This window comes from Azospirillum canadense, assembly GCF_025961225.1.
Taxonomy (GTDB): domain Bacteria; phylum Pseudomonadota; class Alphaproteobacteria; order Azospirillales; family Azospirillaceae; genus Azospirillum; species Azospirillum canadense.
The window spans coordinates 136725-162120 of sequence record NZ_JAOQNG010000002.1 but is presented as its reverse complement, the minus strand read 5'-3'; the positions used below and the strand labels follow the sequence as shown (position 1 = coordinate 162120).

The following is a 25396-nucleotide window of genomic DNA, read 5'->3' as shown; positions in this document are numbered from 1 at the left end:
TCCTGTCTCAGGCGGAAGGCGGCGGGGTGGGCGCGGAAAAGGTGGGCGCAAGATTGGTGGTGGTGGGCAAGGACTCGGCAAGCGCGGGGCAGGCGTCCCAATCCGGGTCGCTCCCCTCGCCCATCGCGCGCTCCCAGCGCCGCAGCTTGTCGAGCGGCAGCGCCAGGGCTTGGCACAGGCGGAAGCTGCGCGCGTCGAGCGGAACGATGGTCTGGTAGGCGTGCTCAAAGGCGGCGCAGCCGTTCACGACGTCCGCGGCGGTCCGGCCGTCCTCCGGCAGCCCCAGCAGGGCCCAGGTCGTGACACCCAGCTTGCGCAGCCGCCCCATCAGCCCGTGGGCCGGCCCATGCTGCACCGTGACCACGAGGTCGAAGGCGGCGAGCGTGCCGACCGCCAAATCCTCCTCGTCGTGATCCCAATCGCGGACGGGCGTGCCCAGATAGGCCTCCCGCCGGGTCAGCGGCCTTTCGGGCAACACCAGCGGCATCGGGAAGGGGATGACGGTGTCGAGCGTGTCCGCGGCCTCCAGCGTCCAGGCGGTTTTGCCGGTCCCCATGGCGACCAGATGCGGCCGGTATCCGCGCTCGCGCAGCCAGCTGGCCATGCGCAGGGCGGTGTCGTGTTTGCGCGGGCAGCCGGGCTCGACCACCAGCGCGGCCTGGCGCCCGTCCCGCAGCAGCGGCAGGGCGGTTGGCATCTGGTGCACCGTCCAATAGATGTCGCGCGGGGTCGCCACGCCGGCCCGATAGCGGTCGATGGGGGCTGCGGCCCAGCCGCCGACCGCCTTGATCGACCACTGGCGGGCCAGCGTGTCGTACAGCGACACCAGCGCGGCGTCCACGGTCCAGGACGGGACGATCGGATCGGGCACGGCGAGGCGCAGATGCAAGTGCGCCTCCGCGCAGGGCTTGTTGTGCTCCCGCTCCAGCTGGGGCGTTCCGGTCGGCTGGCGCCGCACGAGATCGAGCAGCGTGCGCGTTTGCAGCGCGACGATTTCCGCGCCGCCCGACGGCAGCGGGGCGGGCACCGTGTCCTCCAGCCCGACCGGGACGCCGGCCCAGGTCGTGGCGACGCCCCCATCCTGCGACTCTTCGACCGTCACGCGCCCATACACCAGGGAGGCCTGGAGGCTGGCGCGCTCCAGCGTCCACAGCACGCCCTGGAGCAGCTTGTGCCGCTCCAAAAGCGCGTAGAGGGTGCTGTCCATGGCCACCAGTTGGCCGGGGCAGGCCGCGTATTCCGGCCGCTCCGGCGCGCGCAGCGCGCGGCGCACGAAGTCGGCGAGCGGCAGATCCTCGACGCCCAACGCCGGGTCGGTGGTGCAGCGGACGACGGCGCGATCCGGCAGGAACACGGCATAGCGCCGGCCCACGGCGGCCTCCGCCCGTGCGATGGCCTTGACGGAGAACAGCGTCGGGTGGCGGCCCTGGATGTGCGTCAGGATCGGGCGGTAGTCGCGCTCTGATTCGGTCAGCATGCTCTCGCCGCGCCGGCGGTAGCCGAAGCCGGTGCCGGGGACGTGAACCCCGTGGAAGCCGCGCTCCAGCCCCTGGAGCCAGAACTCCCAGTCCTCGCTGCCCTGGCGCATCGATTCGTCAAACCGCGCGCCGGTGTCCAGCAGGCGGCGCGACGCCATGCTGCCGGCCTCGCTGACGTTGCGGAACAGATGCTCCAGCGGCGAATAGGAGCCGGACATGTCGCAGAATTCAAAGAAGCCGAACTTGTCGACGTCCGGATAGGCCCAGCCGACCTCCGGCCCGGACGCGCGCAGGGCATCCAGCATCCGTTGCAGCAGGTGCGGCCGGATGCGGTTGTCCGAATCGAGGAAATACACCGCCTCCAGCGCCGGAAAGGCGTCGAGCGCGAAGGCGATTCCGCTGTTGCGCGCGGCGCTCAGGCCCCCGTTGCGCTTGTTCAGGTAAAAGACGCGGCCGGGATGCGACGCCGCGAACTCCCGGCAGACGCGGTCGGTTTCCGGAAAAGGGCAACCGTCGTTGACGACCACGACCGCGTAGGCGAAATCGGTGTCCTGGGCAAGCGCCGTGTCCAGCGCCTCCGCCAGCAGCCCCGAGTGCTTGTAGGTCGGGACAATGATCGCCGCCCGTATCTCTTCGGGATCATCTTCCGGCGCAACGATGTGTGTACTTACTATTGACATGACCGGACGCAGCAGTGGCACCGCATCCTGATTAGCGCCGCCCACGCTTGCGCCGGATGTGATAATTCCGGGATGCGCGGCCGCGTTTTATTTATAGATTCGTTGCAAAGTCCTGCGCCATTTTCGGAGGCAGCCTAAACGCTTTGGACATAAGCGTTTTTTGCCGCAGAAACGCCCGGCGCGAAGGCACGGGGACCGCCGCCCGTGCCTTCATCCTATGACCTCACGCCGGCAGCTGCCCGCTCTTCGCGACCCCGCTCAGGAAGCGGTAGCTGTCCTTCGGCGTGCGTTTCAGCGTGTCGTAATCGACGCGCACGATGCCGAAGCGCTTGCTCAGGCCGAAGGCCCATTCGAAGTTGTCCAGCAGGCTCCAGCACAGGTAGCCCTTGACGTTGCAGCCCTGTTGCAGCGCCCGGCCGACCTCCGCCACATGGTCGCGCAGGAAGGCCACCCGCTCCGCGTCATGGACCGCTCCGTCCGGCCCCACGACGTCGTCGTAGGCCGCCCCGTTCTCCGCCACGAAGACGGCGGGGTTGCCGTAGTCGCGCCTGAACTCCATCAGCAGGTCGTAGAGCCCGTCGGGCTGCACCGGCCAAGCCATGGCGGTCCAGCGGTCGCAATGGGCGTCGCCCCACCAGACGTCGAACGGGTGCCCCGCCTCGTGCTTCATGGTCATGCGCGAGTAATAGTTGATGCCCAGCAGGTCGATGGGGTAGCGGATCGCCTCCTCGTCGCCGGGCAGGACGAAGTCCTTCATCCGCTCGGCCATCAGGTCGGGGATTTTGCCGCGCATCACGCCGTCCAGCGCCACGCGGTTCCACACCGCGTCCCAGCGCGCCGCCGCCGCGACGTCCTCCGGACGGTCGCTTTCCGCCCGGCAGGGCTGGAGGTTGATGACGGTGCCGAGCGTCAGCCCGGAATGCTCCGCCGCGATGGCCCGCAACGCCGCCCCTTGGGCGAGGTTCTGGTGGTGCAGCGCCCGCAGGATGCCGACCTCGCCCAGCTTGTGGCCGGGCGCATGCTCCCCCGTACCGTAGCCGTGGGTGGCGACCACGTTGGGCTCGTTCAGCATCATCCAGTCCTTGACCCGGTCGGCCAACCGCGCCGTGACGATGCGCGCGTAGTCGGCAAATGGCCCGACGATCTCCCGCCCCTGCCAGCCACCCCGATCCTCCAGCGGCTGCGGCAGGTCCCAGTGATACAGGCAGGCCATGGGGCGGATGCCGGCCTCCAGCACCGCGTCCACCAGCCGGTCGTAGAAGTCCAGCCCCGCCCGGTTCACGGCACCCGTGCCCGTGGGCAGGATGCGCGGCCAAGCGATGGAGAATCGGTAGGCGTTGAAGCCTGCCGCCTTCAGCAGCGCGATGTCTTCCGCCCAGCGGTGGTAATGGTCGCAGGCGACGGCGGCGCTGCTGCCGTCCTGGATGCGCCCGGCGGCGGTGAAGGTGTCCCACACGCAGGGACCGCGGCCGTCCTCATGGATGGCCCCCTCGATCTGGTAGGCGGCGGTGGAGGCGCCCCACAGGAAATCCCGGGGAAAGGTAAAGGGTGCCATGGCGAGACTCCCTGACAATTTCATGCTGCCAAAGTGTTATGCTGCACCCGCGATGTTGCGGCGCAGAAGGCGCGGCCGCCTTTGTTCTGTTCTTTGGTTATAGTCTCTTCGGGTTAACAAGAGTATACTTGCCCCACGGCGGTAGGCCACCTTCCCGCCGATGGGAGGCGCTCCATGCTCTCAACACCCAAAACCACCAAAATCGTCTTCCTGGGCGCCGGCAGCGCGGCCTTCGGGCTCAGCATGTACCGCGACCTGTTCACGACGCGCGAGTTGTCCGGCAGCACCCTGACCCTGGTGGACACCAACCCGGTCGCGCTGGAGCGCATGGCGGCGCTCGCCCGCGTGCTCAACGCCAAGGGCGGGGCCGGCATCATCATCGAGCAGACGACCGACCGCCGCGCCGCCCTGGCCGGGGCGGAATTCGTCGTGAACTCCGTCGCCATCGACCGCAACCGGCTGTGGAAGCTGGATTTCGAGGTTCCGAAGAAGCATGGCATCCGCCACACGCTGGGCGAGAACGGCGGCCCCGGCGGACTGTTCTTCACGCTGCGGACACTGCCGCTGATCTTCGACTTCGCCCGCGACGTGGAGGAGCTGTGCCCCGACGCGCTGTTCATCAACCTGTCAAATCCGGAAAGCCGCGTTGTCCTGGGCCTCGCCAAGCACACCAAGGTCAAGACGCTCGGCCTGTGCCACGGCGTCTTCCTGGCGCGCTGGTTCGTCTGCCAGATTCTGGGGATGGCTGAAAAGGACGTGGATATCTGGGGCGCCGGGCTGAACCATTTCCAATGGCTGATGCACATCCGGGATCGGGCCACTGGCCGCGACCTCTACCCGCTGCTGCGCGAGAAGGAGAAGACGCACGACCCGGCCTTCACCCCGCTGACCCGCCGCATGTTCCACGCCTTCGGCCTGTGGCCGACCTGCAGCGACGACCATATGGGCGAATACCTCCCCTACGGCTGGGAGGGTGGGGAGCACGGATTCGACTTTGCCGAGGATGAGCGCGGGCGCGGCATCCTGAACGGGCTGATGGACGGCGTCATCGCCGGCACCACGCCGATCCCCGACGACTGGACCCAGCCGTCCTGGGGCGAGCGGGCCGTGCAGGTGATCGCCGGCGTGCTGCACAACCAGAAGCGCTTCATCGAATCGGGCATCGTCCTCAACCAGGGGGTCATCCCGAACCTGCCGCCGGACTTGGCCGTGGAGGTGCCGCTGCTGGCCGACGCGGCCGGCGTCCACCCCATCTCCCTGGGGCTCCTGCCCGACCCGATCGCCAAGCTGCTGGCAGTCCAGGCGAGCGTGCAGCAGCTTACCGTCGAAGCGGCGGTGCATGCCTCGAAGGAGTTGGCGTTTCAAGCGCTGCTGATCGACCCGGTGGTCAACTCCACCGACGCCGCCGTCAGGATCCTGGACGAGCTGTGGGAGGCGAACCGCCCCTACATCCGGCCCTGCCTATGACGTCGCGCGTGTGACGGCATAAACGAAGCCCCTCTCCCGGTGCGGGAAGAGGGGCTTTTCGTCTCAATGGGCCACTTCGCTGTTCTGCCCGGCGGCCGACTTGCGGCGGGGCTTCGCGGCCGCCTCCGGCTTGTCGGCCTCCGGCTTCACCGACTTGCCGGGCTTGCCGCGCGCCGGTTTCACCGTCTTTTCGGCGCTCTCCATGTCCTCGGTCTTGGCCAGGGCGCGGGTGCCGGTTTCGGGAACCGGAAGCTGGCTCTTCTTGCCGGCCTTGGCCGCCTTGGCAGGTTCCACCGGCTTGGCGGGCTCCGCCGCCGGTGCCGGGGCCGCTTCGGCCTTGCCCGCCTCGTCCTTGGCCTTGCGGGCGCGCGGCTTCTTCGGGGCCAGGGCCTCCTCCACCACGTCCACGACGGCGTTCAGGCCGGCCCCGATCGCCTCCGTGGCCGCCTTTTTGGTGCGGCGCACCACCTTGGTCACCACGTTGGCACCGGCGTCGACCGCCTTTTCGACGATCGACGCCTTGTCTTCGGCATCGACTTCGGCGCAAGCCTGCGCCCAATGAGCCTCACCACGCCCCTCCGGGTGCCCTTCGCGCTCCCAGATCTCGTAGGCGCGACGGCGGATCCGTTCCTCGCGATCGCCTTGCATTCTTCAGTCTCCAATTGGGCTTTGGCCGCAGAAATCACGACGCTTGAGAAAAACGACGGCTGTGCCGCTGAGTTCCCGGTCTATGTGACAGACGACAGCATACAAAAAAACCGTTCCTTAAATCATATGGTCCTATATTCTCGCCACTCCAGATGCGGCGACACGTGGTAGGTCGGGAGGGCGAAGGCGGCACCCAGGGATCGCGACCCGGTCCGCATAGGACACTTCGCCGGGTTGAATATCGGCATTCACTGAATTTAATTTTCAGCAAACCAACTGGGCATTGGGCCGCCCCGACCCGGCGCCATCACAAAAGGCAAAGAGTCCATCGCATGTCCCTTGATCCCTTGATGCAAGCCAACCGGATCCTCACCGAGGCGATCACCAAGTATCTTCAAGCGAACAACGACTTAACGGCGGCGGCCGAGCGGGCGTCCGCAGCCAGCGCCGGGCGCGACGCCGCGACGCGGCGGCAGGCCTTCCAGGAATTGTCCGAACGGGGCAACCAAGCGCGCTTCGCCAAGCGCCACCTGACCGACACCGTGCGCCGGCTGCGCTCCACCATGCCCGCCCCGCAGATCGAGGCGCTGGCCTCCAAGCTCGACGGGCGGGAGAGCGCGGAAAGCGCCTTGACCCTGGTGCGCACGGTCCTAACGGAAAAGGTCTGGACAGCCGCCTGACCCGTCGGCCGTCGGACCATTACCCCCGCTCCTGCCCCGCCCCCGCAATTCGCAACATCCCTGCGGCGTTTTCCGCGCTGCAGGGATGTCGCATTTGACAAAGGGGGGTACAGGGGCCAGTGTTTAGGGTCTAAAGAATATCACACCGGTTCGAATACGGATCGGGTTCCAGGACGGATCTTCCAGGGTGCATGAAAATTCCAAGGCGATGATTGCCCGGCTGGTCGGGTTCGACACGGTTTCGCGCCGGTCGAACATGGCGCTGATCGACTGGGTCCGCGATCATCTTGCCGGACACGGCGTCGAAAGCCGCGTGGTCCCCAGCGCGGACGGCAGCAAGGCCAACCTGTTCGCGACGATCGGACCGGCGGAGGAAGGCGGCGTCGTGCTCTCCGCCCACACCGACGTCGTGCCGGTGGACGGGCAACCCTGGGACACCGACCCGTTCACGCTCAACGAACGCGACGGCCGCCTGTACGGGCGCGGCACCGCCGACATGAAGAGCTTCCCGGCCGTGGCGCTGGCCCTGCTGCCGGAGATGCTGGCGGCCAAGCTGAAGCGCCCCCTGCATCTTGCCCTGTCCTACGACGAGGAGGTCGGCTGCCTCGGCGCGCCCGCGATGATCGAGCGGATGGCCGCGGAGTTGCCGCGCCCCAGCGCGGTCATCGTCGGGGAACCGACGTCGATGGGCGTGGTGCTGGCGCACAAAGGCTGCTACGTGCTGCGGACGACGGTGACCGGGCACGAGGTGCACTCCTCGCAGATCGACCGCGGCGTCAGCGCGGTGATGGTCGCAGCACGGCTGGTCTCCCTGATCGCCGACATGGCGGAGGAGAACATCGCCGCGTCCGATCCCACCTGCGGCTTCGATCCCCCCTTCACGACTCTCCACGTCGGCACGATCGAGGGCGGCACTGCCCCCAACATCACCGCCCGCCACTGTTCCTTCCTGTGGGACATCCGCCCGCTTCCCGGCGACGACTGGACACGCTACCGCGACCGCTTCGCGGCGGAGTGCGACCGGCTGCTGGCGCGGATACGGCGCATCAGCCCAGACTGCGACATCCGCACCGAGCAGCTGGCCGGCGTTCCTGGACTGGCGCCGGAACCGGCGGGGACGGCCGCCCAGCTGTGCCACGCGCTGACCGGTCGCAACGACACCGGCATGGTGTCCTTCGCCGCGGAAGCCGGGCAGTTCCAGGCGGCGGGCCTGTCCACCGTCCTGTGCGGGCCGGGCAGCATCGACCAGGCGCACCAGCCGAACGAGTACATCGACGTTGCCCAGGTCACCGCCTGCGAAAGGTTCATAAAGGATCTCGTCGGTCGCCTTGCGGCGTAATGGCATGGCGGGCTGCGCCGAAATGGCGGCAGCCCATCCGCGCAAGGCGGCGTCCCGTCGTTCTGGCCTGAAGAGTTGGGGATCATTCCCGTCCCGGCCGCCGTTTCCAACCGTCATCCCGGCGAGGCTCTCCGGCCCGGGCGAGCATCACAAGAACGCGTGCACAAACGTTGTAAACAGGCAAGGCAAGCCCAATGAAACCTGACACGCGTTGCATGTACAACCGGGCCACGCCTATATGGCTATAGGTCTCCCATATTCGGCATATGCCATTGACGGGAATATTTTTTACAGCCTTCCTGTCCAAAATTGGTCAAAATGTCGAGATACTTGGCGCGGCGGGACGGTCCCGTACGGGCAGACCATTTCGGGACGACTTGGAGCGCCGGTGCATGGTTGAACTGACCGACCTGGAGCGCGATGCGCTGACGGAGCTGGTGAACATGGGGGTCGGGCGCGCCGCCACCCATCTCAGCCGGATGGTCACCGACCAGGTGCTGCTGTCGGTGCCTTCGGTGGAGATCGTCAGCCGCGCCGATGCCGCTCATTTCCTGGCCACGCGCGAACGGTCGGGCCTGGTCGCCGTCGAGCAGTCCTTCCAAGGCTCATTCTCGGGGCGGGCGCTGCTGATCTTCCCGGAAACCAACAGCCTGGAACTGGCGCGCGCCGTGCTGGGCAGCGCGCTCAGCCTGGAGGAAATCGTCGACCTGGAACAGGACGCGCTGGCGGAGATCGGAAACATCATCCTGAACGGCTGTCTGGTCGTGATGGCCAACACGCTCAAGGACCGGCTGGACATCTCGCTGCCGAGCGTACTGCGCGGCGACAGCGACCGGATTTTTGAGAACGGCGCGTCGAACGCCGACGAGTTGGTGATGTTTCTCTACATCGACTTCCTGATCCGCAGCCGCAGCATCCGGGGCTACATCGCCCTCATGATGGGGTTGTCGTCTCTGGAGTCCCTGAAGGGCCTCATCCATGGATTCATTGAACGCATCGCCTCCGGGACACCCCATGGAACCGACGGACGTTAAGCGGCTGCCCTGGCAGGAAAGCATTCTGGACGCGCTCGACGTCGGTATCGTCGTGCTCGACCGCCATGGCCGCGTGCAGTTCTGGAACGGATGGATGGAGGCCGCCTCCGGGGTGCCGTCGACGACGATCCATGGGCAGGAACTGGTGGACGCGCTTCCGGCACTTCGCGATTCGCGCCTGCACACGGCGATCCGCGACGTGCTGGACACCGGTGCCCCCAGCGTCCTGTCGCACACCCTGAACCCGGTGCTGTTCCCGCTGCGCTGCGCCGACGGCCGGCGCATGGTGCACAACGTGCTGATCCGCCCGATGACAGCGAACGGCGCCCGCTATTGCGTGATCCAGGTCACCGACGTGACCGCGGTGGTCAACCGCGAGCGGGTCCTGCGCGAGCAGCGCGACGCCCGTTACCGGGCGATCGTGGACACGGCCCCCGACGCGATCGTCACCACCGACACCCGCGGCGTCCTGCAATGGGCCAACGGTGCTGCGGCGCAGCAGTTCGGGTACCGCCCCAACGAGTTGATCGGGCAGAGCGTGAGCCTCGTCCTGGCGGAGGGCTCCCCGGACTGGTCCAGCCTGGTCGACCGCGACGCCGTCGACCGCCAAGCCCCCATCGAGTTGATCGGCCGCCGGCGCGACGGCTCGCGCATCGACCTGGAGGTTTCGCTCGCCCGCTGGGAATCGGAGGGGCGCAGCTTCATCACCGGCATCCTGCGTGACATCACCGAGCGCCGCCGCACCCGCGAGGAGCTGAAGGCCAACGCGCTGGCCATGCGCCAGCTGGCCGAGCAGACCAAGGCGACGCTGGACGCGCTGCCGGCGCACATCGCAGTGCTCGACCACGGCGGCCACATTATCTCCGTCAACAAAGCCTGGGCAGAGGGCGGGCCGGGCGCCGGCTTCCTCGGCGATGGCTCCATCATCGGCGACAACTACCTGGAGGCCTGCGCCTCGACCCAGGCCGGCGGGGCGGAGCACGCCGACGCCCTGATCGAGGGACTGCGCGGCCTTCTGCTGCTGGGCGGCGCGCCGGTGTCGATCGAATATCCCGGCCTGTCGGCGGGGGGCCCGCGCTGGTACCGGTGCTTGGCCGCCCCGATGGCCGCCGGCCCGTTCGGAGGTGCGGTGCTGATGCACATCGACATCACCGAGATCAAGTCGATGGAGGCGACGCTGCGCAAGCTTGTGGGCCAGAAGTCCACGTTGCTGCGCGAGGTGAACCACCGCGTGAAGAACAGCCTCCAGCTCGTCTCCAGCCTCCTGACCCTGCAGACGATGAGCCTTCCGGGGGCGACCGAGCGCGCGCATTTCCAGGACGCCCGGGCGCGCATCGACGCCATCGCCCGCGTGCACAGCCGCCTCTACCAGACCGAGCAGTTCCAGACCATCGAGTTCGGCAGCTACCTCAACGAGCTGTGCACCGACCTGTCGCGGGCGTCCGGCGCCACGCTGGGCGCCATCGCGGTGAAAGCCGACCGCATCGACCTGCCGATCGACCAGGCGGCCCCACTGGGCCTGATCGCCAACGAGCTGATCACGAACGCCATCAAGCACCGCGGGGCCGAGCCGGCGAACATCCTGGTGGAACTGCGCAAGACCGGCGCCCCCCCTGAGATGGCCGCCGAGCTGATCGTGTCCGACCAGGGTCCGGGCCTGCCCGACGGTTTCGACATGCGCAAGACGCGCAGCCTGGGGATGCGCCTCATCACCAGCCTCACGGGCCAGATCGACGCGACCGTCAGCCGGTTGCCCGTGGAGCGCGGAACCTCCTTCCGGATCGTGCTGACCGTGGGGGAGCCGCGGAACACGATGCTTGAAGACAGTCCGGCGGAGATCAACGGATGAAGATCCTGCTCGTCGAGGACGAAGTCCTGATCGCCATGGAACAGGCCTTCTACCTGGAATCGGCCGGGCACGAGGTGCACGGTCCGGCCGCCACCTCGGAAAAGGCCATCGCCCTTGCGCGCGAGGTCAAGCCGGATCTGGCGCTGGTGGACATCCACCTGTCCCAGGGCTCCAGCGGCATCGACGCCGCCCGTCAGATGACCGCGGACGGCATCGCCTGCCTCTTCGTCACGTCCTACCGCGAAGAGGTCGAGCCCAGCCGCGAATACGGCATCGGCTGCCTGCCCAAGCCCTTCTCCCAAGCCACCCTGACCGCCGCCGTGGAGGTCGTCCGCGCCATCCTCGACGGCCGGACGCCGGAGAAGACCCCAGACACCATGGAACTGTTCAGCTGACGCCCCCTTCGTCCGCCCGGCTTGGAACCAGCTTGAACAGCCTGGGGTCGTAAGGTACGTCCTTAACCTCGGTGACGCGCAGTTTGGCGCTGTCCGGATGAAGCGGATTCAGCAGCACGTTGTGGACGTTGGGCATGATGGCGCTGGGCACCCGCAGCAGGGCCGAGGCGCCCTGCATCAGCCACGCGTCGCCGATGGCTCTCGTACGGTCGGAACGTCCCGGCCAGTCGGGCGGCAACGGGGGACAGGGCGAGGGCACGACGTCGCCGTCCACCTCCACCGTCAAAAGGCGATAGCGGTCCGGGAGCGCCGCCGGCGACGGAATGTCCTGATGCACCAGGATCTCGATCAGGGCGCCCGGCGGAGATTCGGCCAGATAGACGATCGGGCGCCCCCGGTTGTGCCAGCGGGCGGACGCCCGTAAGCCCCCAATGCCCTGCAGGTCGGCATGATTGCTGATGCGCCAGAGCCTCACGCAAAATAGCCTTCGTCGATCTGGATCAGCGCTTCCTCGACCAAGCGGGCGCCGATCTCAGTGTCGACGAGGTCCATGGGCGCCTCATCGTCGAACCGCGGCTTGGGCGCGTTCAGCCAGGCCAGCGCCTTGTCACGGTTGCCGAACACCGCCTCGGCCAGAGCGACGATGCTGGCGGTCCGATAGGCGCGCTCGCTTTCCTCCAGCGACAGCGCCTCGCCCTTCTGGCGGCGATGCTCCAGCGTGCGGCGGGGAATGATGCGCGTCAGGGACTTCGCGTCGAGGCCAGCCGCCTGCAACGCGCCGATGGCTTGCGTTCGCAACCGACCGCGCACCAGACGCACCACCGCCATCTCGTCCGCCGGAGCGTCTTCCAAACCGAGGATCACCGCCGTGAGCGCCCGTTGGCGGTCCGACAGAGCGGCGTCATAGCCCGACATCGCACCCTCTTACACAAAATGCCGCTTAGAAGGTGGCATCTTGCGGCAGGCGCGTCAAGACGACCGGTCATTCCGCAGCAGCGGCGCCACCCACGTCTTCAGGAAGGTGTCTTCCGGGTCCACCGCCACCGTCGCGCCCGCGGCCATCAGTACCTGGAGAAGCGCCGTGTGCAGACCCGTGCAATTTCCCAAGTCCACGCGGGGAGCGTCCGTCGCCTCCATCCATTCCGCCAGCGGAATGGCCTCGTCCACGGTGCAGGCGCCGTCGAAGCGGGCGGTCTCGCCTTCGAAGCGGATCGGCATCACACAAGCTCCCGCAGGTTGAGGACCAGCAGCAGGCGCCCGTCGCCGAGCACCGCCGTGCCGGCATAGCCGCGCAGCCGCGCCAGGACGCCGGTCATTGGCTTCAAAACCACGTCGGCCCGTTCGCGGAAGGCATCGACGACCAGGGCAAGCCGATGCCCGCCGAGATCGACGGCCAGCACCGCCTCGCTGCCCCCCGCGCGCTCATCCTCCGCCTGCCCGAGCAGGCGGCGCAGGCGCAGCAGCGGCAGCACGGCGTCGTTCAGGACCACGCTTTCCGCGTGCTTGACCCGGCGGATGGCGTCGCGGGCCACGCGTTGCATGCCCGAGACCAGCGTGACCGGGATCCCGTAGAGCGCACCGGCGGCCTCCACCACCATCACGCGGGTGATCATCATGGTGGCCGGCAACACCAACCGGATGGTCGTTCCGGCGCCGCGGGTGGAGGCGATCTCCACGCGTCCGCCAGCCTGTTCCACCGCGTTACGCACCGCGTCCATGCCGACGCCGCGGCCCGACAGGTCGGTCACGCCCTCGGCCGTGCTGAGCCCCGGCAGGAACACCAGCCGCAGGGCGTCCGCATCCTCCATCGCCGCCGCTTGCTCGGCCGTGATCTGGCCGCGCTCCACCGCCTTGCGGCGGACGGCGTCCGCGTCGATGCCCGCGCCATCGTCCGACACCTCGACCACCACCCCGTCGCGATCCTGGAAGGCCCGCACGCGGATCACCGCACCGGGCGGCTTTCCCGCCGCGCGCCGCGCGTCCGGGGGCTCGACGCCATGGTCCAGGCTGTTGCGGACGAGGTGCAGCAGCGGCTCGCCCAGGATGTCCAGGACGTCCTTGTCGGCTTCCGTCTCCGCGCCGGACAGCTCCAGTTCCACCGATTTGCCGAGCCGCCGGGCCGCCTCGCGCACCAGTCTGGGAAGCGGCTCGAACACGCGGGACAGCGGCAGCACACGCAGGCGCAGCACGGCGTCCTGCAACTCCGCGACGATGGAATCGATCTGCCCCTGAGCCTCCTTGATTCCCTGCGCCAGGGTGTCGGCGCGCTGCCCCTCCTGCGCCTCGCGGGCGAGGTAAGGCAGTCGGCTCTTGGCCACGACCAGTTCACCGACCAGCGCCATCAGCCGATCCATGCGCTCGGCGTCGACCCGAAGGGCACGGCGGCCAGCCGGCGCAACCGCCGGGGTCAGCGCCGGAACGTCGGCAACCGGTGCCGCGGGGGCTTCCGTCAGCCCTTCCACGAAGCGGCGCAACCCCTCCGGGTTGCTCGCCGCACGCTCCAGTGCCGCAACATCGCTGTCGCGGCCGAGCGCGGTCAGGATGTTGCGCACTGCCCGGACGACCGCGCCTTGTCGCCCTTCGATCTCGGCCGCGCTGCCGCCGAGGGCCAGGATGCGCCCCTGTTCGCGCAGCATCGCGCCCGCAAGCTCCTCCACGCCGCCTTTCGGCGGCGGCTCCGCGGCGCGTGGCTTGGCCTTGACGGTGACGATGCGCACTTGGTCCGGCACGCTGCGGAACAGCCGCTCCACCTCCGGCTTCGCCGCGCCGCTGAGCGCCCGGAAGCGCAACGCGCAGCGGTAGGGATCCAACTCCGCCAGGGACGGCCAGGGCCCGACCGGCTCGACGCTCAGATGCAGCAGGTCGGGAATCCGCCGGCACAGATCCAGCGGATCGTCGCCGCTGAAGAAGCAGTCCGCGTTGGGCTCGTAGGTGACCGCCGTCACGGTCCGGCCGCCCAGCCGCTCCCCCTCCGCCGCGGGCAGGTCCTCCACCCAAGCGAAGGCGGCGTCCTGAGCGGCGTCGCCTGCGTCCGTCCCGCCCAGGGCGGCCCGCAGCAGGGTCTCATGCTCGCGCGCCATGGCTTCGGCGCCGTTCGGCAGGACCTGCTCCGCCTCCAGCCGGTCGACCCAGGCCGCCCCGAGATCCAGCAGTTGCAGCAGCCGGTCCGCGAGGTCACCGCTGATCGCCGCCCGCCCTTCCCGCACCGACATCAGGGCATCCTCGCCGGCGTGGACGAGCCGCGTGAAGGGCGCCATGTCGAACAGGCCGGTGGCACCCTTCAGGGTGTGCAGGGCGCGGAACAGGTCGTTGATGGCGGCGGAGTCCGCCGGATCGCGTTCCAGCCGCAGCAGGCTGGCCCCGGCGGCGTCCAGAAGGTCGCGCGCCTCAAGGACGAACTGGTCGAACAGCTCGTTCATGAGCTTTGGCCTCCGGATTGGTCCGTGCCCCGCCCGGTCAGCAGGCGGGCCGCCACGGTCAGGTCGTCGGGGCGCACCGGCTTGATGAAGTACCAGTTGGCCCCGGCGAGCAGGGCGTTCTCCCGGTCGCTGTCCTTGGATTCGGTGCTGATCATGACGGCGGGCACGTCGCGCAGCGCGGGCTCCTGCCGCAGGCGGCGGAGCATGGCGTAGCCGTCCATCTTCTGCATGTTGATGTCGACGATCAGCAGGTCCGGCGGGTTGGCGAGCGCGTGCTCCAGCCCGTCGATGCCGTTGACCGCCTCGTCCACCACAAATCCGTCGGCCTCCAGCACCTTCCGGCTGTAGGCGCGCACGGTGGCCGCATCGTCCACGACCAGCACGCGGCGTCTGTCGTTATCCCCTAGGTCCCTCACCGCCGGCCTCCTTATGTCTGGGGCTTCTGGTACAGAATAGCGTCTGGAAAGCGGCGCGGCACAAAAAGCGACGACATGCGGCTCATGCTTTCCGAATGGCCCAGCGCGATGAAGCCGCAGGGCGACAGCGCCTCGTAGAACATCGCCGCCGCCTGCCGCCGGCCCAGGTCGTCGAAATAGATCAGCAGGTTGCGGCAGAAGATCACGTCGAACGAATGGAATGCGGCCACCTGCTTCGGGTCGGCGATGTTCACCAGCGAGAAGTCGATGGATTCCCGCAGCTCCTCCATGATCTGCCAGCGGCGGGAATCGAGCTGTGTGAAGTACTTAGCCACCAATTCCTTAGGAACCGCGTGAAGCGCACGTTCCTCGTAGATGCCCTCGCGCGCGCGGGAGAGCACGCGGCTGTCGATGTCGGAGGCGTACAGCTCGATCTCGAACTCGTCCACCCGCTTCCAGTATTCCAGCAGCATGATGGCGATCGAGTAGGGCTCCTCCCCCGTGGCGCAGCCGGCCGACCAGATGCGCACGCGGGAACCGGGCCGGCGCGCGCGCACCACCTCGTCCAGCGCGGAGTTGACCAGGCAGTCGAGCTGGTACTTCTCGCGGAAGAAGTAGGTCTCGTTGACGGTCATCACGTTGACGAGGAGTTGCAGCTCCTCGCCCGACGCCTGGAACCGCAGAAGGTTCAGGTAGTCGCGGAAGCTTTCCGCGCCGACCGCGGCCATGCGCTCGGCCACGCGGCGGTCCACGTAGTAGCGCTTGGCCTCGGTGAAGGACAGGCCCGTCCGCTCCCGCAAGTAGGTGCAGAAGGTCTCATAGTCCGCCGGGCTCAGTCCCGCGTCGTTGTTATCGGCAGGATCGGACATTCGATCGGACATTCACGGCCCGGAAAAGAGGCGGCGCGCCGCATCGACGGAAAAGGCGACGAACGGGTCATCCGGGAAGCGCACGGCGAGCCGTTCCAGCGCCGGCAGGGCGTCCGGCCGGCCGATCTCCATCAGCGCCTCCACCGCGGCGAGGCAGACATTCACCTCCGGATCCCGCTCCAGCACGCCGATCAGCAACGGCACCCGGTCCGGGTGGGCCAGACGGCCGACAAGCTGCACTGCGAAGATGCGCAGGTCGGTGTCGTCCGACCGCAGCAGCGGTGCGGCCTCCGGCATCACCACGGCCGCCGGCATCTGCTGAAGGCTTTCGATCACACCGTTGCGCAGGCCGACATCCTCGCTCGCCAGCAGCGGCAGGATCGAGCGCGCCGCCTCCGCGGTCCCCGTGAGCACCAGCGCGGTCAGCAGCGCCTCCCGCGCGCTGGGGTCCTCCTCCCGCGGCAATCGCCTGGCGAGCGCGTCCACGGCGTCGGCGCGGCCGCCCAGCGCGTGGGCCGCCGCGCGCCGCCGCACCGGATCGGCATCCTCCAGCCGCAGCAGGGGGTCGCCGCCGTCCTCCGCCGGAATCGGTTCCACCGGCTTGCGCGGTTTCACCAGGGCCATGATCCGAAATCCTTATCAGTACAACGCGTTTCGCGTTCAGACCTTCGGGCCACGGTGGCCCGCCGGGGACAGTTCCCTCATCCACCGCACGAGGTGCTGCGCGATGCGGTCGGACGGCAGGGTTACTTCCGCCCCGCCGCGGCGGATCAGTTCCTGCGGCATGCCGAACACCACGGCGCTCTCCTCCGACTCCGCGATGGTGCGACCGCCCCGCCGGCGCAGTTCGGCCATGGCGGCGGCACCGTCGTAGCCCATGCCGGTTAGCAGGACCCCGACCAGCCGGGTCGCGGGCAGGGCGCGCATCGCGCTTTCGACCATCCGGTCCACATTGGGATGCCAGCTCCGCTCCTCCGCCATGGGCACGGGCTGGGCCATCAGCCGGCCGCCGCGGCGGACGACCTGGAGGTCGGCCCCGCCCCGCGCGATGCAGACTGTGCCCGGCTCCAGCGGTGTCGGCAACGCGGCCTCGACGACCGACAGGTCGCAGATCTGGTCCAACCGCCGGGCGAGCGCCCCGGTGAAGTTGGCGGGCATGTGCTGGGCCACCAGCACCGGCCAGGGGAAATCGCCGGGTAGGGCGGGCAGGATGTCTTCCAACGTGCTGGGCCCGCCGGTCGACACGCCCACCAGTATAAGGCCGGTTCCGGAATCGGGCGGCACAACGCTGGCCGGGGCCGGGGACGCCGGCTCAGCGGCGAAGTCCTCCCCCGCGATCAGGGAGCGGGCGAGGCGCAGGCGCTCGCGCAGTCCCTGCACCCGGCGCGGGCGGGACGACGCGGCGGCACGCACCGTGTCGACAAGCTCCTCGGCGATGCGGCCGATGGCGCCGAAGCCGGACGGCTTCTGCACAGCCTCCACCGCGCCCAGCCGCAGCGCCTCCAAGGTCACGTCAGCCCCCTCCGCGGTCAGGGCGGAGACCATGACCACCGGCTTCGGCCGTTCGACCATGATGCGCTTCAGGCAGGTCAGCCCGTCCATGCCCGGCATGGTCACGTCCAGCGTGACCACGTCCGGGTCGAACTCGGCCACGCGCGCCAGCGCCTCGACCCCGTCGGCGGCGGTCTCCACGGTGAAGCCGGCGTCCGACAGGATGCCCGCAATGCGCCGGCGCATCAGGATGGAATCGTCAACGACCAGAACTCGGGGCATCGATCAGGCCACGGCGAGGAGGGCGGTCAGCTGGTCCATGTCCAGCAGTTCTTGCGGATCCATCAGCAGGATCATGCGGCGGCCCTCCGCGGCCGCCCCTTGCCCAAGGGACGCGTCGTCCAGCGCGGCGACGCGCCGGATGAGCCGGCTTTGCGCCTGGGACACGACCGGGGCCGCGTCGATGCGATCCACCGGCACGTTGACGATCCCGGTCATGCCATCCACCAGCAGCCCCGCCCGCGCAGCACCGGCGGCGATGACGACCACCCGCGCCTGCGCGCCCTCCCCGCCTGCAGGCAGGCGGAGCAGGCGGCGCTGGTCGATCAGCGGCAGCACACCGCCGCGCAGGGGCATCACGCCCCGCACGAAGTCGGGCGCATTCGGCAGCGGCGTCGGCGCGTCCGGCCGGCGCAGCACCTCCTGCACCGCCGCGACCGGCAGCCCGTATTCGGCGCCGGCCAGCCGGAAGACCACGAAGGCCTCCGTCCGCACCGTGGCCGCACCGTCCTTACGCTCCCCGTCTTTACGCTCCATGCCCACTCCCCGCGCGCCGGTGCCGAGCGCCGCTCCATGGCGGAACAGGCGGTCTGCCGACAGGACCGAGATCAAGCGGCCGCCGTCCGCCCGGGCAATGCCGGCGACGTCTTCGAATTCCGCTTCCCGCGCCAACAACGCCGGAACGGGGTCGATCCGCCCACGCGAAATCCGCAAAATTTCACGCACCCCGTCGACCACCACGCCGACCAGCCCCTCCGGCGTCCGGACCACCACCACCCGTGCCCCGCAACCGTCCTCCCCACCCTCCGCCAGCTGGAAAAGTTCCCGCAGGCCGACCAGCGGCAGCAGCGTGTCGCGCAAGCTGGTCACACCCAGCAGATGCGCACGGGCGCGCGGCACGCGGGTCACCGTGTCGGGGAACCCGACGATCTCCTGGACCGCGGCGACAGGCAGCGCGAAGTCCTGCCCGGCGACGTCGAACACGACCAGCCGTTCCTCGTCCACGACCTCCCCGGCCGGAGACGCCGGCCGCGGCGCCTCGCCCAGGGCCAGTCCCCCGCCGCCGACACGGCCGAGATCCGCGAACTGCCGCTCGATCACCGGACCGGTGTCGAGAATCAGCGCCCCGGCCTGCTCCGCGCTCGCGCGGATCACGCCGGCCAGGAACGCCCCGTCGATGTCGGCCCCCGCGGCCTCGTCCACAGCGGCGATCCGCTCGTCCCCCACGCTGGACAGGCCGGTCATGCGGTCGACCAGCAGGCCGACCGGCTGGCCGCGATGGCGAACCACCAGCAAGCGGCTGCCCCTGTCCGCACCATCGCCGTCTGCGCCATCACCGTCCGGGCCATCCAGGCCCAGGATACGCCGCAGGCCGATGACCGGCAGCACCACGCCCCGGCGCCGCGCCAGCCCCTCCAGGCTCGCCGGCCCCAGCGGAACCCGCACCACCTCCGGCGGGCGCAGGACCTCCAGCACCTCGTCCATCGGGATGGCCAGGGCCAGTTCGCCGAGAACGAAGGTGACGAAGGGACGCGTTCCGTCCTTCCTCATGATCGCCGCCATGGGCCGTCTCCCCGGCGGGCCGTCAGCCGGCCCCCTGCAGTTCGTCCGCCATGGCCGCGATCTCCTCGATGGCGGCGGCCAGTTCCTCCGCCCCCTTGGCCTGCTCGCGCGCGGCCTTCGCCGCCTCGTTGGCGGACAGCCCGGCCTGGGTCGCGGCGGCGGCGATCTGCTCCACGCCCTTCTGCGTCTCGGCGACGGCGCGCTGGACCTCCGCGGCGCTTTCCATGATCTCGCGGCTGCCATCGGTCACGGTGCGCAGTTCCCCCACCGCGGAGGCGAGGCTGGCCGCGAATTCTAGGTGGCGCGTGGCCTCCTGCTCGGCGGCGCCGCTGATCTCCTCGATGTCGCGGCGCACGCGGCCGATCTGGTCCTGGATCGTTCGGACGATGTCCTTCACCTGCTCCACGTTTTCCGAACTGTCGCGGGCGAGGTTGCGGATGTCGGTGCTGACGACGGTGAAGCCGCGCCCGAACTCCCCGGCGCGGGCCGCCTCGATGGAGCCGCTGACCGCCAGCATGCCGGTCTGGATGGCGATGATGGAGATGGCGTCCACCACCTTATCGATGCGCCGGCCGACCTGCTCCAGGTCCCCGATCCGCTCCACCGTGCCGCGGTTGGCGTCCACCGTCTGCCGCACCCCGGCGGCGAGCGCGCCGACCATGGCCTGCGTCTCGCCCAGCAGGCTTTCCATGGCGCCGCAGCGCTGGAGCGCGTCCTCGGCGCGGTTCTGGCTCAGCCGGGCGCTGGCCTCGACCTCGGCGATGGCGGCGCTCGACTGCTGCGTCGCCGCTCCCTGGGTCTGCGCTCCGCGGGCGATCTGGGAAATCGCCGCCATGATCTGGGCGGCGGCGCGGTTGATCTCCTCGATCGAAGCCGACAGTTCCTCCGCGGAGGAGGCCAGCTCCGTCGCGGCCCGGCGCACGTCGGTGGTGCCGGACAGGTCGTCCGCCAGTTCCGACAGCTGGCCGGCGGCCTGCCCGCTCTGCGCCAGCGCCTCGGCCTGCTGGCCGACGGTCTTCAGCGCCTCCTCGCTGGCGGCGGCCTGCTCCTCCGCGGCGGACGCGATGTTCTCGGCCCCCCGCTGCGCCTCGCGGGTGGCGACGTCGGCCTCGATGGCCGCCTTGATCGTCTCCTGCGCACCGCGGGCGATGGCGCCCATGTCGCCGCGCACGCGGTCGAGCTGCGCCGCGATGGTCCGGCCGCGCGCGACCTCGGCCTTGGCGGCGTCCGCGGACGCCACGATGCCCGACACGATGGCCCCGACGGCGTCCTGGATCTGGACGACCATCCGCTGGATGTCGTTAGCCGACCGTTCCGACCGTTCGGCGAGCGCCTGGACCTCGTCGGCGATCACCGCGAAGCCCTTGCCGGCGTCGCCCGCGCGGGCTGCCTCGATGGCGGCGTTCAGGGCCAGCAGGTTGGTCTGATCGGCCATGGCGGCCACGCCGCCGACGATGGTGCCGATCTGCCCCGCTTGCCGTTCCAGGTCGCGGACCAAGGCGACGGCGACTTCCTGCCGGGCGGCGGCGCGGACGAGCCCTTCCACGGATCCCAGGATCTGGGCGCTGACGTCCTTGACCAGCGTCTGCAGGACCTCGACGCGGGCGAGCGCCGATTCCGCGTTCCCGCGCGCCTTGCCGATCAACAGGGCGGCGCGGTCGATCATCCGCTGCGACTGCTGGGTGGCGCTGGCCGCCTCCTCCGCACCGGCGGCGACCTGCTCCATGGCCTTGCGCAATTCCTCGGCGGCGGCAGCGGCCTGGGCCACGCCGCTGGCCAGTTCGTTCGACGCAGCGGCGATGCCCTCCGCCGCCTTGCGCCGGCGGCTGCCCGCGCGGGCCCGCCGCCGCGCCTCGGCGGCGCGGCGATCGGCTGGATCGGCCGTGGCGGCATCGAGAACGGGAACGTCCGCAACGATACCGCTGCCGTTCTCCGGCTCCACGTCGCGGACGGTGCGCGCCGTGTCGATCTGCTTCTTCTTGACCAGTGCCATGATGCCTTGCCCCTCGCCCCGTGAGCCGGAGTTTGTTGGTTAGTTCAGGATGCGCCCGATGTAGCGCCCGATGATGGCCTTCAGCTCGGCGCTGGATTCGGCGTCCAGCGCCAGCACGATCTCCCCGCCCACGATCGCCCCGGCGGGGTCCTGCGACTCCAGCCGGAAGGTCACCTGGAACAGGATGGCCGACGTCTCGGCGCCGGTCTCGACGCCGCACCCCTCCAGCACCCGCGCCACCGGGCCGCGCAGAATGGACGGCAGCGTCGTGCCGATGCCGGTCCCCAACAGGTTCGCCATCAGCGACAGGCAGCTGTTCAGCACGATGTTGCCGACCTCCGCGAGGGCTTCGGCCTCAAGCTCCTGCGCGTCCTCCTTCGGCACGTCCGGAGGCAGCGCCGCGCTGGCGAGCGGCAGGCTGCTGCGCTCCGGCAGGAGGAGGATAGCGGAACCGCGGAAGGTCCCGGACAGGCATTCCGACACGGCGACCAGCGGTCCCGGCAGCGCTTGTTCGAGCGCGGCGACCAGCCGGTCGCCCGGCACGATCTCCACGTTCGGGACGGAGACCAGCACGGTGCCGCCGACCATGCGGCTGAGCGCGGTGGAGGCCTTGCCGACACCGATGTTGCCCAGTTCCGCCAGGGCGTCCCGTTCCAACTCGTCCAGTCGCTGCAGCATCAGCCCGCCTTGTCGGCGGAGGATTGCCGGCGCGGCAAATCGGACACCGCCAGGAACCGCGCCACCTGCTCCTCGTCCAGCGGCTTCGGCATGAAGGCCGCCCCAAGCGCGCGGATGCCGGACACGACGGCGTCCTGGCCGTTCGCGGTGATGATGGCGATGTGGATGTCGGGCCGCTTCTCGCGCAGGCGGGCGGCGGCCTCCAGCCCATTGTCGCCCGGCATATTAAAATCGATTATGGCGATCCGGATATCACTTTCGTCCAGTTTTTCGTAGAGCTCCGCGCTGTTCGCGGCCTCCACGACCGTCCAATCCGGCTTGTTCCGAAGTATTATGCCGCGGACGTGCATGCGGGACAGCTTGCTATCGTCGACGACGATTACGGTCTTGCTCAAAGCCTGGGCTCCGGAGAGGGGACAAATTTTCGAAACTTGTGCCGATTATAACCGCGGCTACGGCGCACGCCAGCACGGATTCCCGCGTAGGACCCTCCCCTTTGCGGTTCGAGGCCGGACCAAGCGCGCCGTGGCGGACATCCCTTCCATTTGCTAACAGGGGCGTCGGACGTCAATGCGGACGTCGACGCTTTCATCCGGAGTTCATCCCGTGGAGGATTTCGTCAGCGCGCTGGTCGTGTTCCTGGTCGTGGTCGACCCGATCGGGCTGGTGCCGATCTACCTCGGCCTGACGCGCGGCTTCGACGGGGCGCGCAAGCGGACCATCGCGCTCCGCGGCACGCTGATCAGCTTCGCGATCATCGTCTTCTTCGCCTATCTGGGCGAGATCGTGCTGAACGCGCTGTCCATCGGGATGCCGGCCTTCCGCATCGCCGGCGGCGCGTTGCTGTTCTGGATCGCCTTCGAGATGCTGTTCCAGCGCCGCGCCGAGCGCAAGGAGCGCACCGCCGACGACGCCCGGACGGAGGAGGAGGCGCACGACCTCGCCGTCTTCCCGCTGGCGATCCCGCTGATCGCCGGGCCGGGCGCCATCACCTCCACACTGCTGCTGATGGACCGCTACGGGAGCACCCTTGGCGGACAGGGCATGGTGCTCGCCGCCGCGGCGGTGGCGATCGGCAGCGTCACCGCGCTGTTGATCATCGCAGACGCGGTGAACAAGCTGTTGGGGCGAACCGTCATCCACACGGTCAGCCGCGTTCTCGGCATCGTCCTTGCGGCGCTGGCCGCGCAGACGATGATCGAGGGCATCACCGCCATCTACCCGCCGCATTGACATCCTCGGGAGACAGGCCTTCATGGACCGCCACACAATCGACAACGGACGCCTCAGCGCGACGATCAAGGCCGACGGCGCGGAACTGTGCTCCCTGCGCACCGCCGACGGAGTGGAACTGCTGTGGCAGGCGGGGCCGGAATGGCCGCGCCACGCGCCGGTGCTGTTCCCCATCGTCGGCCGGCTGAAGGACGACCGGCTTCTGCACGACGGTGCGTCCTACCGGATGACGCAGCACGGCTTCGCCCGCGACCGCCGCTTCGTTTGGGAGGACACCGGCCCGGCCTCCTGCCGGCTGTCGCTGTCCGACGACGAGCAGACGCGCGCGCTCTACCCCTTCGCCTTCCGCTTGGAATTGAGCTTCGAGTTGGACGGGAACAGCCTGACCGTCCGGCACACGCTGACCAATCCGGGGACGGAGGTCCTGCCGGCTTCCGTCGGCGCGCATCCGGCCTTCCGCTGGCCGCTGGCGGACGGCGTGCCCAAGGAGGCGCACGCGCTGGTGTTCGAAAAGGACGAACCGGCGCCGATCCGCCGTGTGGACGGCGGCCTGCTGTCGCCAACACCGGAGCCCACCCCGATCCAGGGCCGCCGGCTGCCGCTGAACGAGGACCTGTTCACGGCCGATGCGGTGATCCTGGACCAGCCCGCCAGCCGCTCCGTCCGGTTCGAGGCGCCCGGCGCACAGACCGTCACCGTGTCGTGGGAGGGTTTCACGGAATTGGGCATTTGGTCGAAACCGACCGGCGCGCCCTTCCTGTGCATCGAGCCCTGGCGCGGCCACGCCTCCCCGGTCGGCTTCGACGGCCCGTTCGTGGACAAGCCCGGCCTGATGCATCTCGCCCCCGGCGACATGCGCGAACTGAGCTATCGGTTGACGGTGGGATGACAGTGCATTCCCCCTCGCCCCTCCGGGGCGAGGGGGAATAGACCTCACCCGCGCTTGTTCAGCGGGACGAAGGCGCGGCCGGGGCGGCCGGTGTAGAGCTGGCGCGGGCGGCCGATCTTCTGCTGCGGATCCTCCATCATCTCCTTCCACTGGGAGATCCAGCCGACGGTGCGGGCCAGCGCGAACAGCACGGTGAACATGCTGGTCGGGAAGCCCATCGCCTTCAGGATGATGCCCGAATAGAAGTCGACGTTCGGGTACAGCTTCCGCTCGACGAAATACTCGTCCTCCAGCGCGATCTTCTCCAATTCCATCGCGATGGCGAGGTGCGGTTCGTCCTTGATGCCCAGCACGTCCAGGACCTCGTAGCAGGTCTGGCGCATGATCTTGGCGCGCGGGTCGTAATTCTTGTAGACGCGGTGGCCGAAGCCCATTAGGCGGAACGGGTCGTTCTTGTCCTTGGCGCGCTTGATGAACTCGGGGATGCGGTCGACCGAGCCGATCTGGTCGAGCATGTTCAGCACCGCCTCGTTGGCGCCGCCGTGCGCCGGGCCCCACAGCGCCGCGATGCCGGACGCGATGCAGGCGAAGGGGTTGGCGTGCGACGAGCCGGCCAGACGGACGGTGGAGGTGGAGGCGTTCTGCTCGTGGTCGGCGTGCAGGATGAAGATCTTGTCCATGGCGCGGGACAGGATCGGGTCGACCTTGTAAGGCTCGCAGGGCGTGCCGAAGGTCATGTAGAGGAAGTTTTCCGCGTAGGACAGGTCGTTGCGCGGGTACATGAAGGGCTGGCCGACCGAATACTTGTAGGCCATGGCCGACATGGTCGGCATCTTGGCGACCAGCCGGTGCGCGGCGATCATCCGCTGCTTCGGGTCGAAGATGTCGGTGGAGTCGTGATAGAAGGCCGACAGGGCGCCGGTCACGCCGCACATCACCGCCATCGGGTGGGCGTCGCGGCGGAAGCCGCTGTAGAACTTCGCCAACTGCTCATGCACCATCGTGTGGTAGGTAATGGTGCGGGAAAACTCCTCCTTTTGCTGCGGGTTCGGCAGTTCGCCGTTCAGCAGCAGGTGGCAAACCTCCAGGTAGTCGCAGTGTTCGGCCAGATCCTGGATGGCGTAGCCGCGGTGCAGAAGGATGCCCTGGTCGCCGTCGATGTAGGTGATGGCCGACTCGCAGCTCCCCGTCGAGGTGAAGCCGGGATCGAAGGTGAAATAGCCGGTCTCGGCGTACAGCTTGCGGATGTCGATGACGCGCGGGCCTTCCGTGCCTTCCAGCAACGGCAGCTTCACGGACTTGCCCGTGGTGTCGTCGGTCACCGTGACGGTCCCGACGGACTTCACCTCGCCATGCCAGCACGGCCCCTTGCTGCTGTCCATCCACTCCTCCTTCCACCGTTCGATGCGCCTTCGTTCGGAGGCGCTGTTGCCCTAGGAGA

24 protein-coding genes are annotated in these 25396 nt (G+C 68.9%); 8 read left to right on the top strand and 16 right to left on the bottom strand.

Annotated features, from left to right (window positions below; translation table 11 throughout):
• Nucleotides 1-7: 7 nt before the first annotated feature.
• Nucleotides 8-2158, bottom strand: a complete 2151-nt coding sequence (locus tag M2351_RS15420; protein WP_264657000.1) for a glycosyltransferase family A protein — start codon at nt 2156-2158, stop codon at nt 8-10.
• Nucleotides 2159-2381: 223 nt separating this feature from the next.
• Complete coding sequence (locus M2351_RS15415; protein WP_264656999.1) at nt 2382-3713, bottom strand: GH1 family beta-glucosidase; 1332 nt, start codon at nt 3711-3713, stop codon at nt 2382-2384.
• Nucleotides 3714-3887: 174 nt separating this feature from the next.
• Between M2351_RS15415 and M2351_RS15410 the strand changes: the two genes are divergently transcribed.
• Nucleotides 3888-5180, top strand: coding sequence for a family 4 glycosyl hydrolase (locus tag M2351_RS15410; protein WP_264656998.1), 1293 nt, complete (start codon nt 3888-3890; stop codon nt 5178-5180).
• Between the two features lie 63 nt (nt 5181-5243).
• On the opposite strand, the gene M2351_RS15405 is transcribed toward M2351_RS15410, so the two are convergent.
• Nucleotides 5244-5828, bottom strand: a complete 585-nt coding sequence (locus M2351_RS15405; RefSeq protein WP_264656997.1) for a DUF2934 domain-containing protein — start codon at nt 5826-5828, stop codon at nt 5244-5246.
• Nucleotides 5829-6160: 332 nt separating this feature from the next.
• Here M2351_RS15405 and M2351_RS15400 point away from each other — a divergent pair, with 332 nt between their 5' ends.
• The 5 genes from M2351_RS15400 (at nt 6161) to M2351_RS15380 (ending at nt 11125) form a co-directional block, all read left to right on the top strand.
• Nucleotides 6161-6508, top strand: coding sequence for a hypothetical protein (locus M2351_RS15400; RefSeq protein ID WP_264656996.1), 348 nt, complete (start codon nt 6161-6163; stop codon nt 6506-6508).
• A gap of 187 nt (nt 6509-6695) precedes the next feature.
• Nucleotides 6696-7847: an acetylornithine deacetylase gene (argE, locus tag M2351_RS15395; protein ID WP_264656995.1), complete on the top strand. Its 1152-nt coding sequence runs from the start codon at nt 6696-6698 to the stop codon at nt 7845-7847.
• Between the two features lie 392 nt (nt 7848-8239).
• Nucleotides 8240-8881, top strand: a complete 642-nt coding sequence (locus M2351_RS15390; RefSeq protein WP_264656994.1) for a chemotaxis protein CheC — start codon at nt 8240-8242, stop codon at nt 8879-8881.
• Nucleotides 8862-10730 carry a sensor histidine kinase gene (locus tag M2351_RS15385; protein WP_264656993.1) on the top strand — a complete coding sequence of 623 codons (1869 nt, stop codon included), beginning with the start codon at nt 8862-8864 and terminating at the stop codon, nt 10728-10730. The genes M2351_RS15390 and M2351_RS15385 overlap by 20 nt, the downstream gene beginning before the upstream one ends.
• On the top strand, nt 10727-11125 hold the full coding sequence (locus M2351_RS15380) for a response regulator (RefSeq protein WP_264656992.1): 399 nt from the start codon (nt 10727-10729) through the stop codon (nt 11123-11125). Before M2351_RS15385 ends, M2351_RS15380 begins: the two co-directional genes overlap by 4 nt.
• On the opposite strand, the gene M2351_RS15375 is transcribed toward M2351_RS15380, so the two are convergent.
• From M2351_RS15375 to M2351_RS15320, 12 genes are read right to left on the bottom strand one after another with little or no spacing between them, the layout of a single operon-like run.
• A complete protein-coding gene (locus M2351_RS15375; RefSeq protein WP_264656991.1) occupies nt 11118-11600 on the bottom strand; it encodes an RES family NAD+ phosphorylase in 483 nt (160 codons plus the stop codon). The two genes, M2351_RS15380 and M2351_RS15375, sit on opposite strands and share 8 nt — an antisense overlap.
• Entirely contained in the window at nt 11597-12040 is a 444-nt protein-coding gene (parS, locus tag M2351_RS15370) for a type II RES/Xre toxin-antitoxin system antitoxin (RefSeq protein WP_264656990.1), read from the bottom strand. Before parS ends, M2351_RS15375 begins: the two co-directional genes overlap by 4 nt.
• 54 nt (nt 12041-12094) lie before the next feature.
• Nucleotides 12095-12343: a hypothetical protein gene (locus M2351_RS15365; RefSeq protein ID WP_264656989.1), complete on the bottom strand. Its 249-nt coding sequence runs from the start codon at nt 12341-12343 to the stop codon at nt 12095-12097.
• Nucleotides 12343-14544, bottom strand: a complete 2202-nt coding sequence (locus M2351_RS15360; RefSeq protein ID WP_264656988.1) for a chemotaxis protein CheA — start codon at nt 14542-14544, stop codon at nt 12343-12345. Before M2351_RS15360 ends, M2351_RS15365 begins: the two co-directional genes overlap by 1 nt.
• Nucleotides 14541-14960 carry a response regulator gene (locus M2351_RS15355; RefSeq protein WP_264656987.1) on the bottom strand — a complete coding sequence of 140 codons (420 nt, stop codon included), beginning with the start codon at nt 14958-14960 and terminating at the stop codon, nt 14541-14543. Before M2351_RS15355 ends, M2351_RS15360 begins: the two co-directional genes overlap by 4 nt.
• Nucleotides 14961-14971: 11 nt before the next feature.
• Nucleotides 14972-15829, bottom strand: a complete 858-nt coding sequence (locus M2351_RS15350) for a CheR family methyltransferase (RefSeq protein WP_264656986.1) — start codon at nt 15827-15829, stop codon at nt 14972-14974.
• A gap of 12 nt (nt 15830-15841) precedes the next feature.
• Nucleotides 15842-16453, bottom strand: coding sequence for a HEAT repeat domain-containing protein (locus tag M2351_RS15345; RefSeq protein WP_264656985.1), 612 nt, complete (start codon nt 16451-16453; stop codon nt 15842-15844).
• Nucleotides 16454-16489: 36 nt separating this feature from the next.
• On the bottom strand, nt 16490-17602 hold the full coding sequence (cheB, locus tag M2351_RS15340; protein ID WP_264656984.1) for a chemotaxis-specific protein-glutamate methyltransferase CheB: 1113 nt from the start codon (nt 17600-17602) through the stop codon (nt 16490-16492).
• 3 nt (nt 17603-17605) lie between these two features.
• Nucleotides 17606-19162: a chemotaxis protein CheW gene (locus M2351_RS15335; protein WP_264656983.1), complete on the bottom strand. Its 1557-nt coding sequence runs from the start codon at nt 19160-19162 to the stop codon at nt 17606-17608.
• 22 nt (nt 19163-19184) lie between these two features.
• The gene (locus tag M2351_RS15330; RefSeq protein ID WP_264656982.1) at nt 19185-21155 is read right to left on the bottom strand and encodes a methyl-accepting chemotaxis protein; all 1971 of its coding nucleotides are present in this window, start codon (nt 21153-21155) and stop codon (nt 19185-19187) included.
• Between the two features lie 39 nt (nt 21156-21194).
• Nucleotides 21195-21833, bottom strand: a complete 639-nt coding sequence (locus M2351_RS15325; RefSeq protein WP_264656981.1) for a chemotaxis protein CheC — start codon at nt 21831-21833, stop codon at nt 21195-21197.
• On the bottom strand, nt 21833-22228 hold the full coding sequence (locus M2351_RS15320) for a response regulator transcription factor (RefSeq protein ID WP_264656980.1): 396 nt from the start codon (nt 22226-22228) through the stop codon (nt 21833-21835). Before M2351_RS15320 ends, M2351_RS15325 begins: the two co-directional genes overlap by 1 nt.
• A 211-nt stretch (nt 22229-22439) precedes the next feature.
• Between M2351_RS15320 and M2351_RS15315 the strand changes: the two genes are divergently transcribed.
• A complete protein-coding gene (locus M2351_RS15315) occupies nt 22440-23066 on the top strand; it encodes a MarC family protein (RefSeq protein ID WP_264656979.1) in 627 nt (208 codons plus the stop codon).
• A gap of 22 nt (nt 23067-23088) precedes the next feature.
• Nucleotides 23089-23955: an aldose 1-epimerase family protein gene (locus tag M2351_RS15310; protein ID WP_264656978.1), complete on the top strand. Its 867-nt coding sequence runs from the start codon at nt 23089-23091 to the stop codon at nt 23953-23955.
• A 44-nt stretch (nt 23956-23999) separates the two neighbouring features.
• Here M2351_RS15310 and gltA read toward each other — a convergent pair whose 3' ends face one another.
• Nucleotides 24000-25337: a citrate synthase gene (gene gltA, locus M2351_RS15305; protein ID WP_264656977.1), complete on the bottom strand. Its 1338-nt coding sequence runs from the start codon at nt 25335-25337 to the stop codon at nt 24000-24002.
• Nucleotides 25338-25396 lie beyond the last annotated feature (59 nt).

Coding starts and splice junctions, on each gene's coding strand:
- M2351_RS15420 (WP_264657000.1), bottom strand. CDS start 2,158: ATGTCAATAGTAAGTACACACATCGTTGCGCCGGAAGATGATCCCGAA.
- M2351_RS15415 (WP_264656999.1), bottom strand. CDS start 3,713: ATGGCACCCTTTACCTTTCCCCGGGATTTCCTGTGGGGCGCCTCCACC.
- M2351_RS15410 (WP_264656998.1), top strand. CDS start 3,888: ATGCTCTCAACACCCAAAACCACCAAAATCGTCTTCCTGGGCGCCGGC.
- M2351_RS15405 (WP_264656997.1), bottom strand. CDS start 5,828: ATGCAAGGCGATCGCGAGGAACGGATCCGCCGTCGCGCCTACGAGATC.
- M2351_RS15400 (WP_264656996.1), top strand. CDS start 6,161: ATGTCCCTTGATCCCTTGATGCAAGCCAACCGGATCCTCACCGAGGCG.
- M2351_RS15390 (WP_264656994.1), top strand. CDS start 8,240: ATGGTTGAACTGACCGACCTGGAGCGCGATGCGCTGACGGAGCTGGTG.
- M2351_RS15385 (WP_264656993.1), top strand. CDS start 8,862: ATGGAACCGACGGACGTTAAGCGGCTGCCCTGGCAGGAAAGCATTCTG.
- M2351_RS15380 (WP_264656992.1), top strand. CDS start 10,727: ATGAAGATCCTGCTCGTCGAGGACGAAGTCCTGATCGCCATGGAACAG.
- parS (WP_264656990.1), bottom strand. CDS start 12,040: ATGTCGGGCTATGACGCCGCTCTGTCGGACCGCCAACGGGCGCTCACG.
- M2351_RS15365 (WP_264656989.1), bottom strand. CDS start 12,343: ATGCCGATCCGCTTCGAAGGCGAGACCGCCCGCTTCGACGGCGCCTGC.
- M2351_RS15360 (WP_264656988.1), bottom strand. CDS start 14,544: ATGAACGAGCTGTTCGACCAGTTCGTCCTTGAGGCGCGCGACCTTCTG.
- M2351_RS15350 (WP_264656986.1), bottom strand. CDS start 15,829: ATGTCCGATCCTGCCGATAACAACGACGCGGGACTGAGCCCGGCGGAC.
- M2351_RS15345 (WP_264656985.1), bottom strand. CDS start 16,453: ATGGCCCTGGTGAAACCGCGCAAGCCGGTGGAACCGATTCCGGCGGAG.
- cheB (WP_264656984.1), bottom strand. CDS start 17,602: ATGCCCCGAGTTCTGGTCGTTGACGATTCCATCCTGATGCGCCGGCGC.
- M2351_RS15335 (WP_264656983.1), bottom strand. CDS start 19,162: ATGGCGGCGATCATGAGGAAGGACGGAACGCGTCCCTTCGTCACCTTC.
- M2351_RS15330 (WP_264656982.1), bottom strand. CDS start 21,155: ATGGCACTGGTCAAGAAGAAGCAGATCGACACGGCGCGCACCGTCCGC.
- M2351_RS15325 (WP_264656981.1), bottom strand. CDS start 21,833: ATGCTGCAGCGACTGGACGAGTTGGAACGGGACGCCCTGGCGGAACTG.
- M2351_RS15310 (WP_264656978.1), top strand. CDS start 23,089: ATGGACCGCCACACAATCGACAACGGACGCCTCAGCGCGACGATCAAG.
- gltA (WP_264656977.1), bottom strand. CDS start 25,337: ATGGACAGCAGCAAGGGGCCGTGCTGGCATGGCGAGGTGAAGTCCGTC.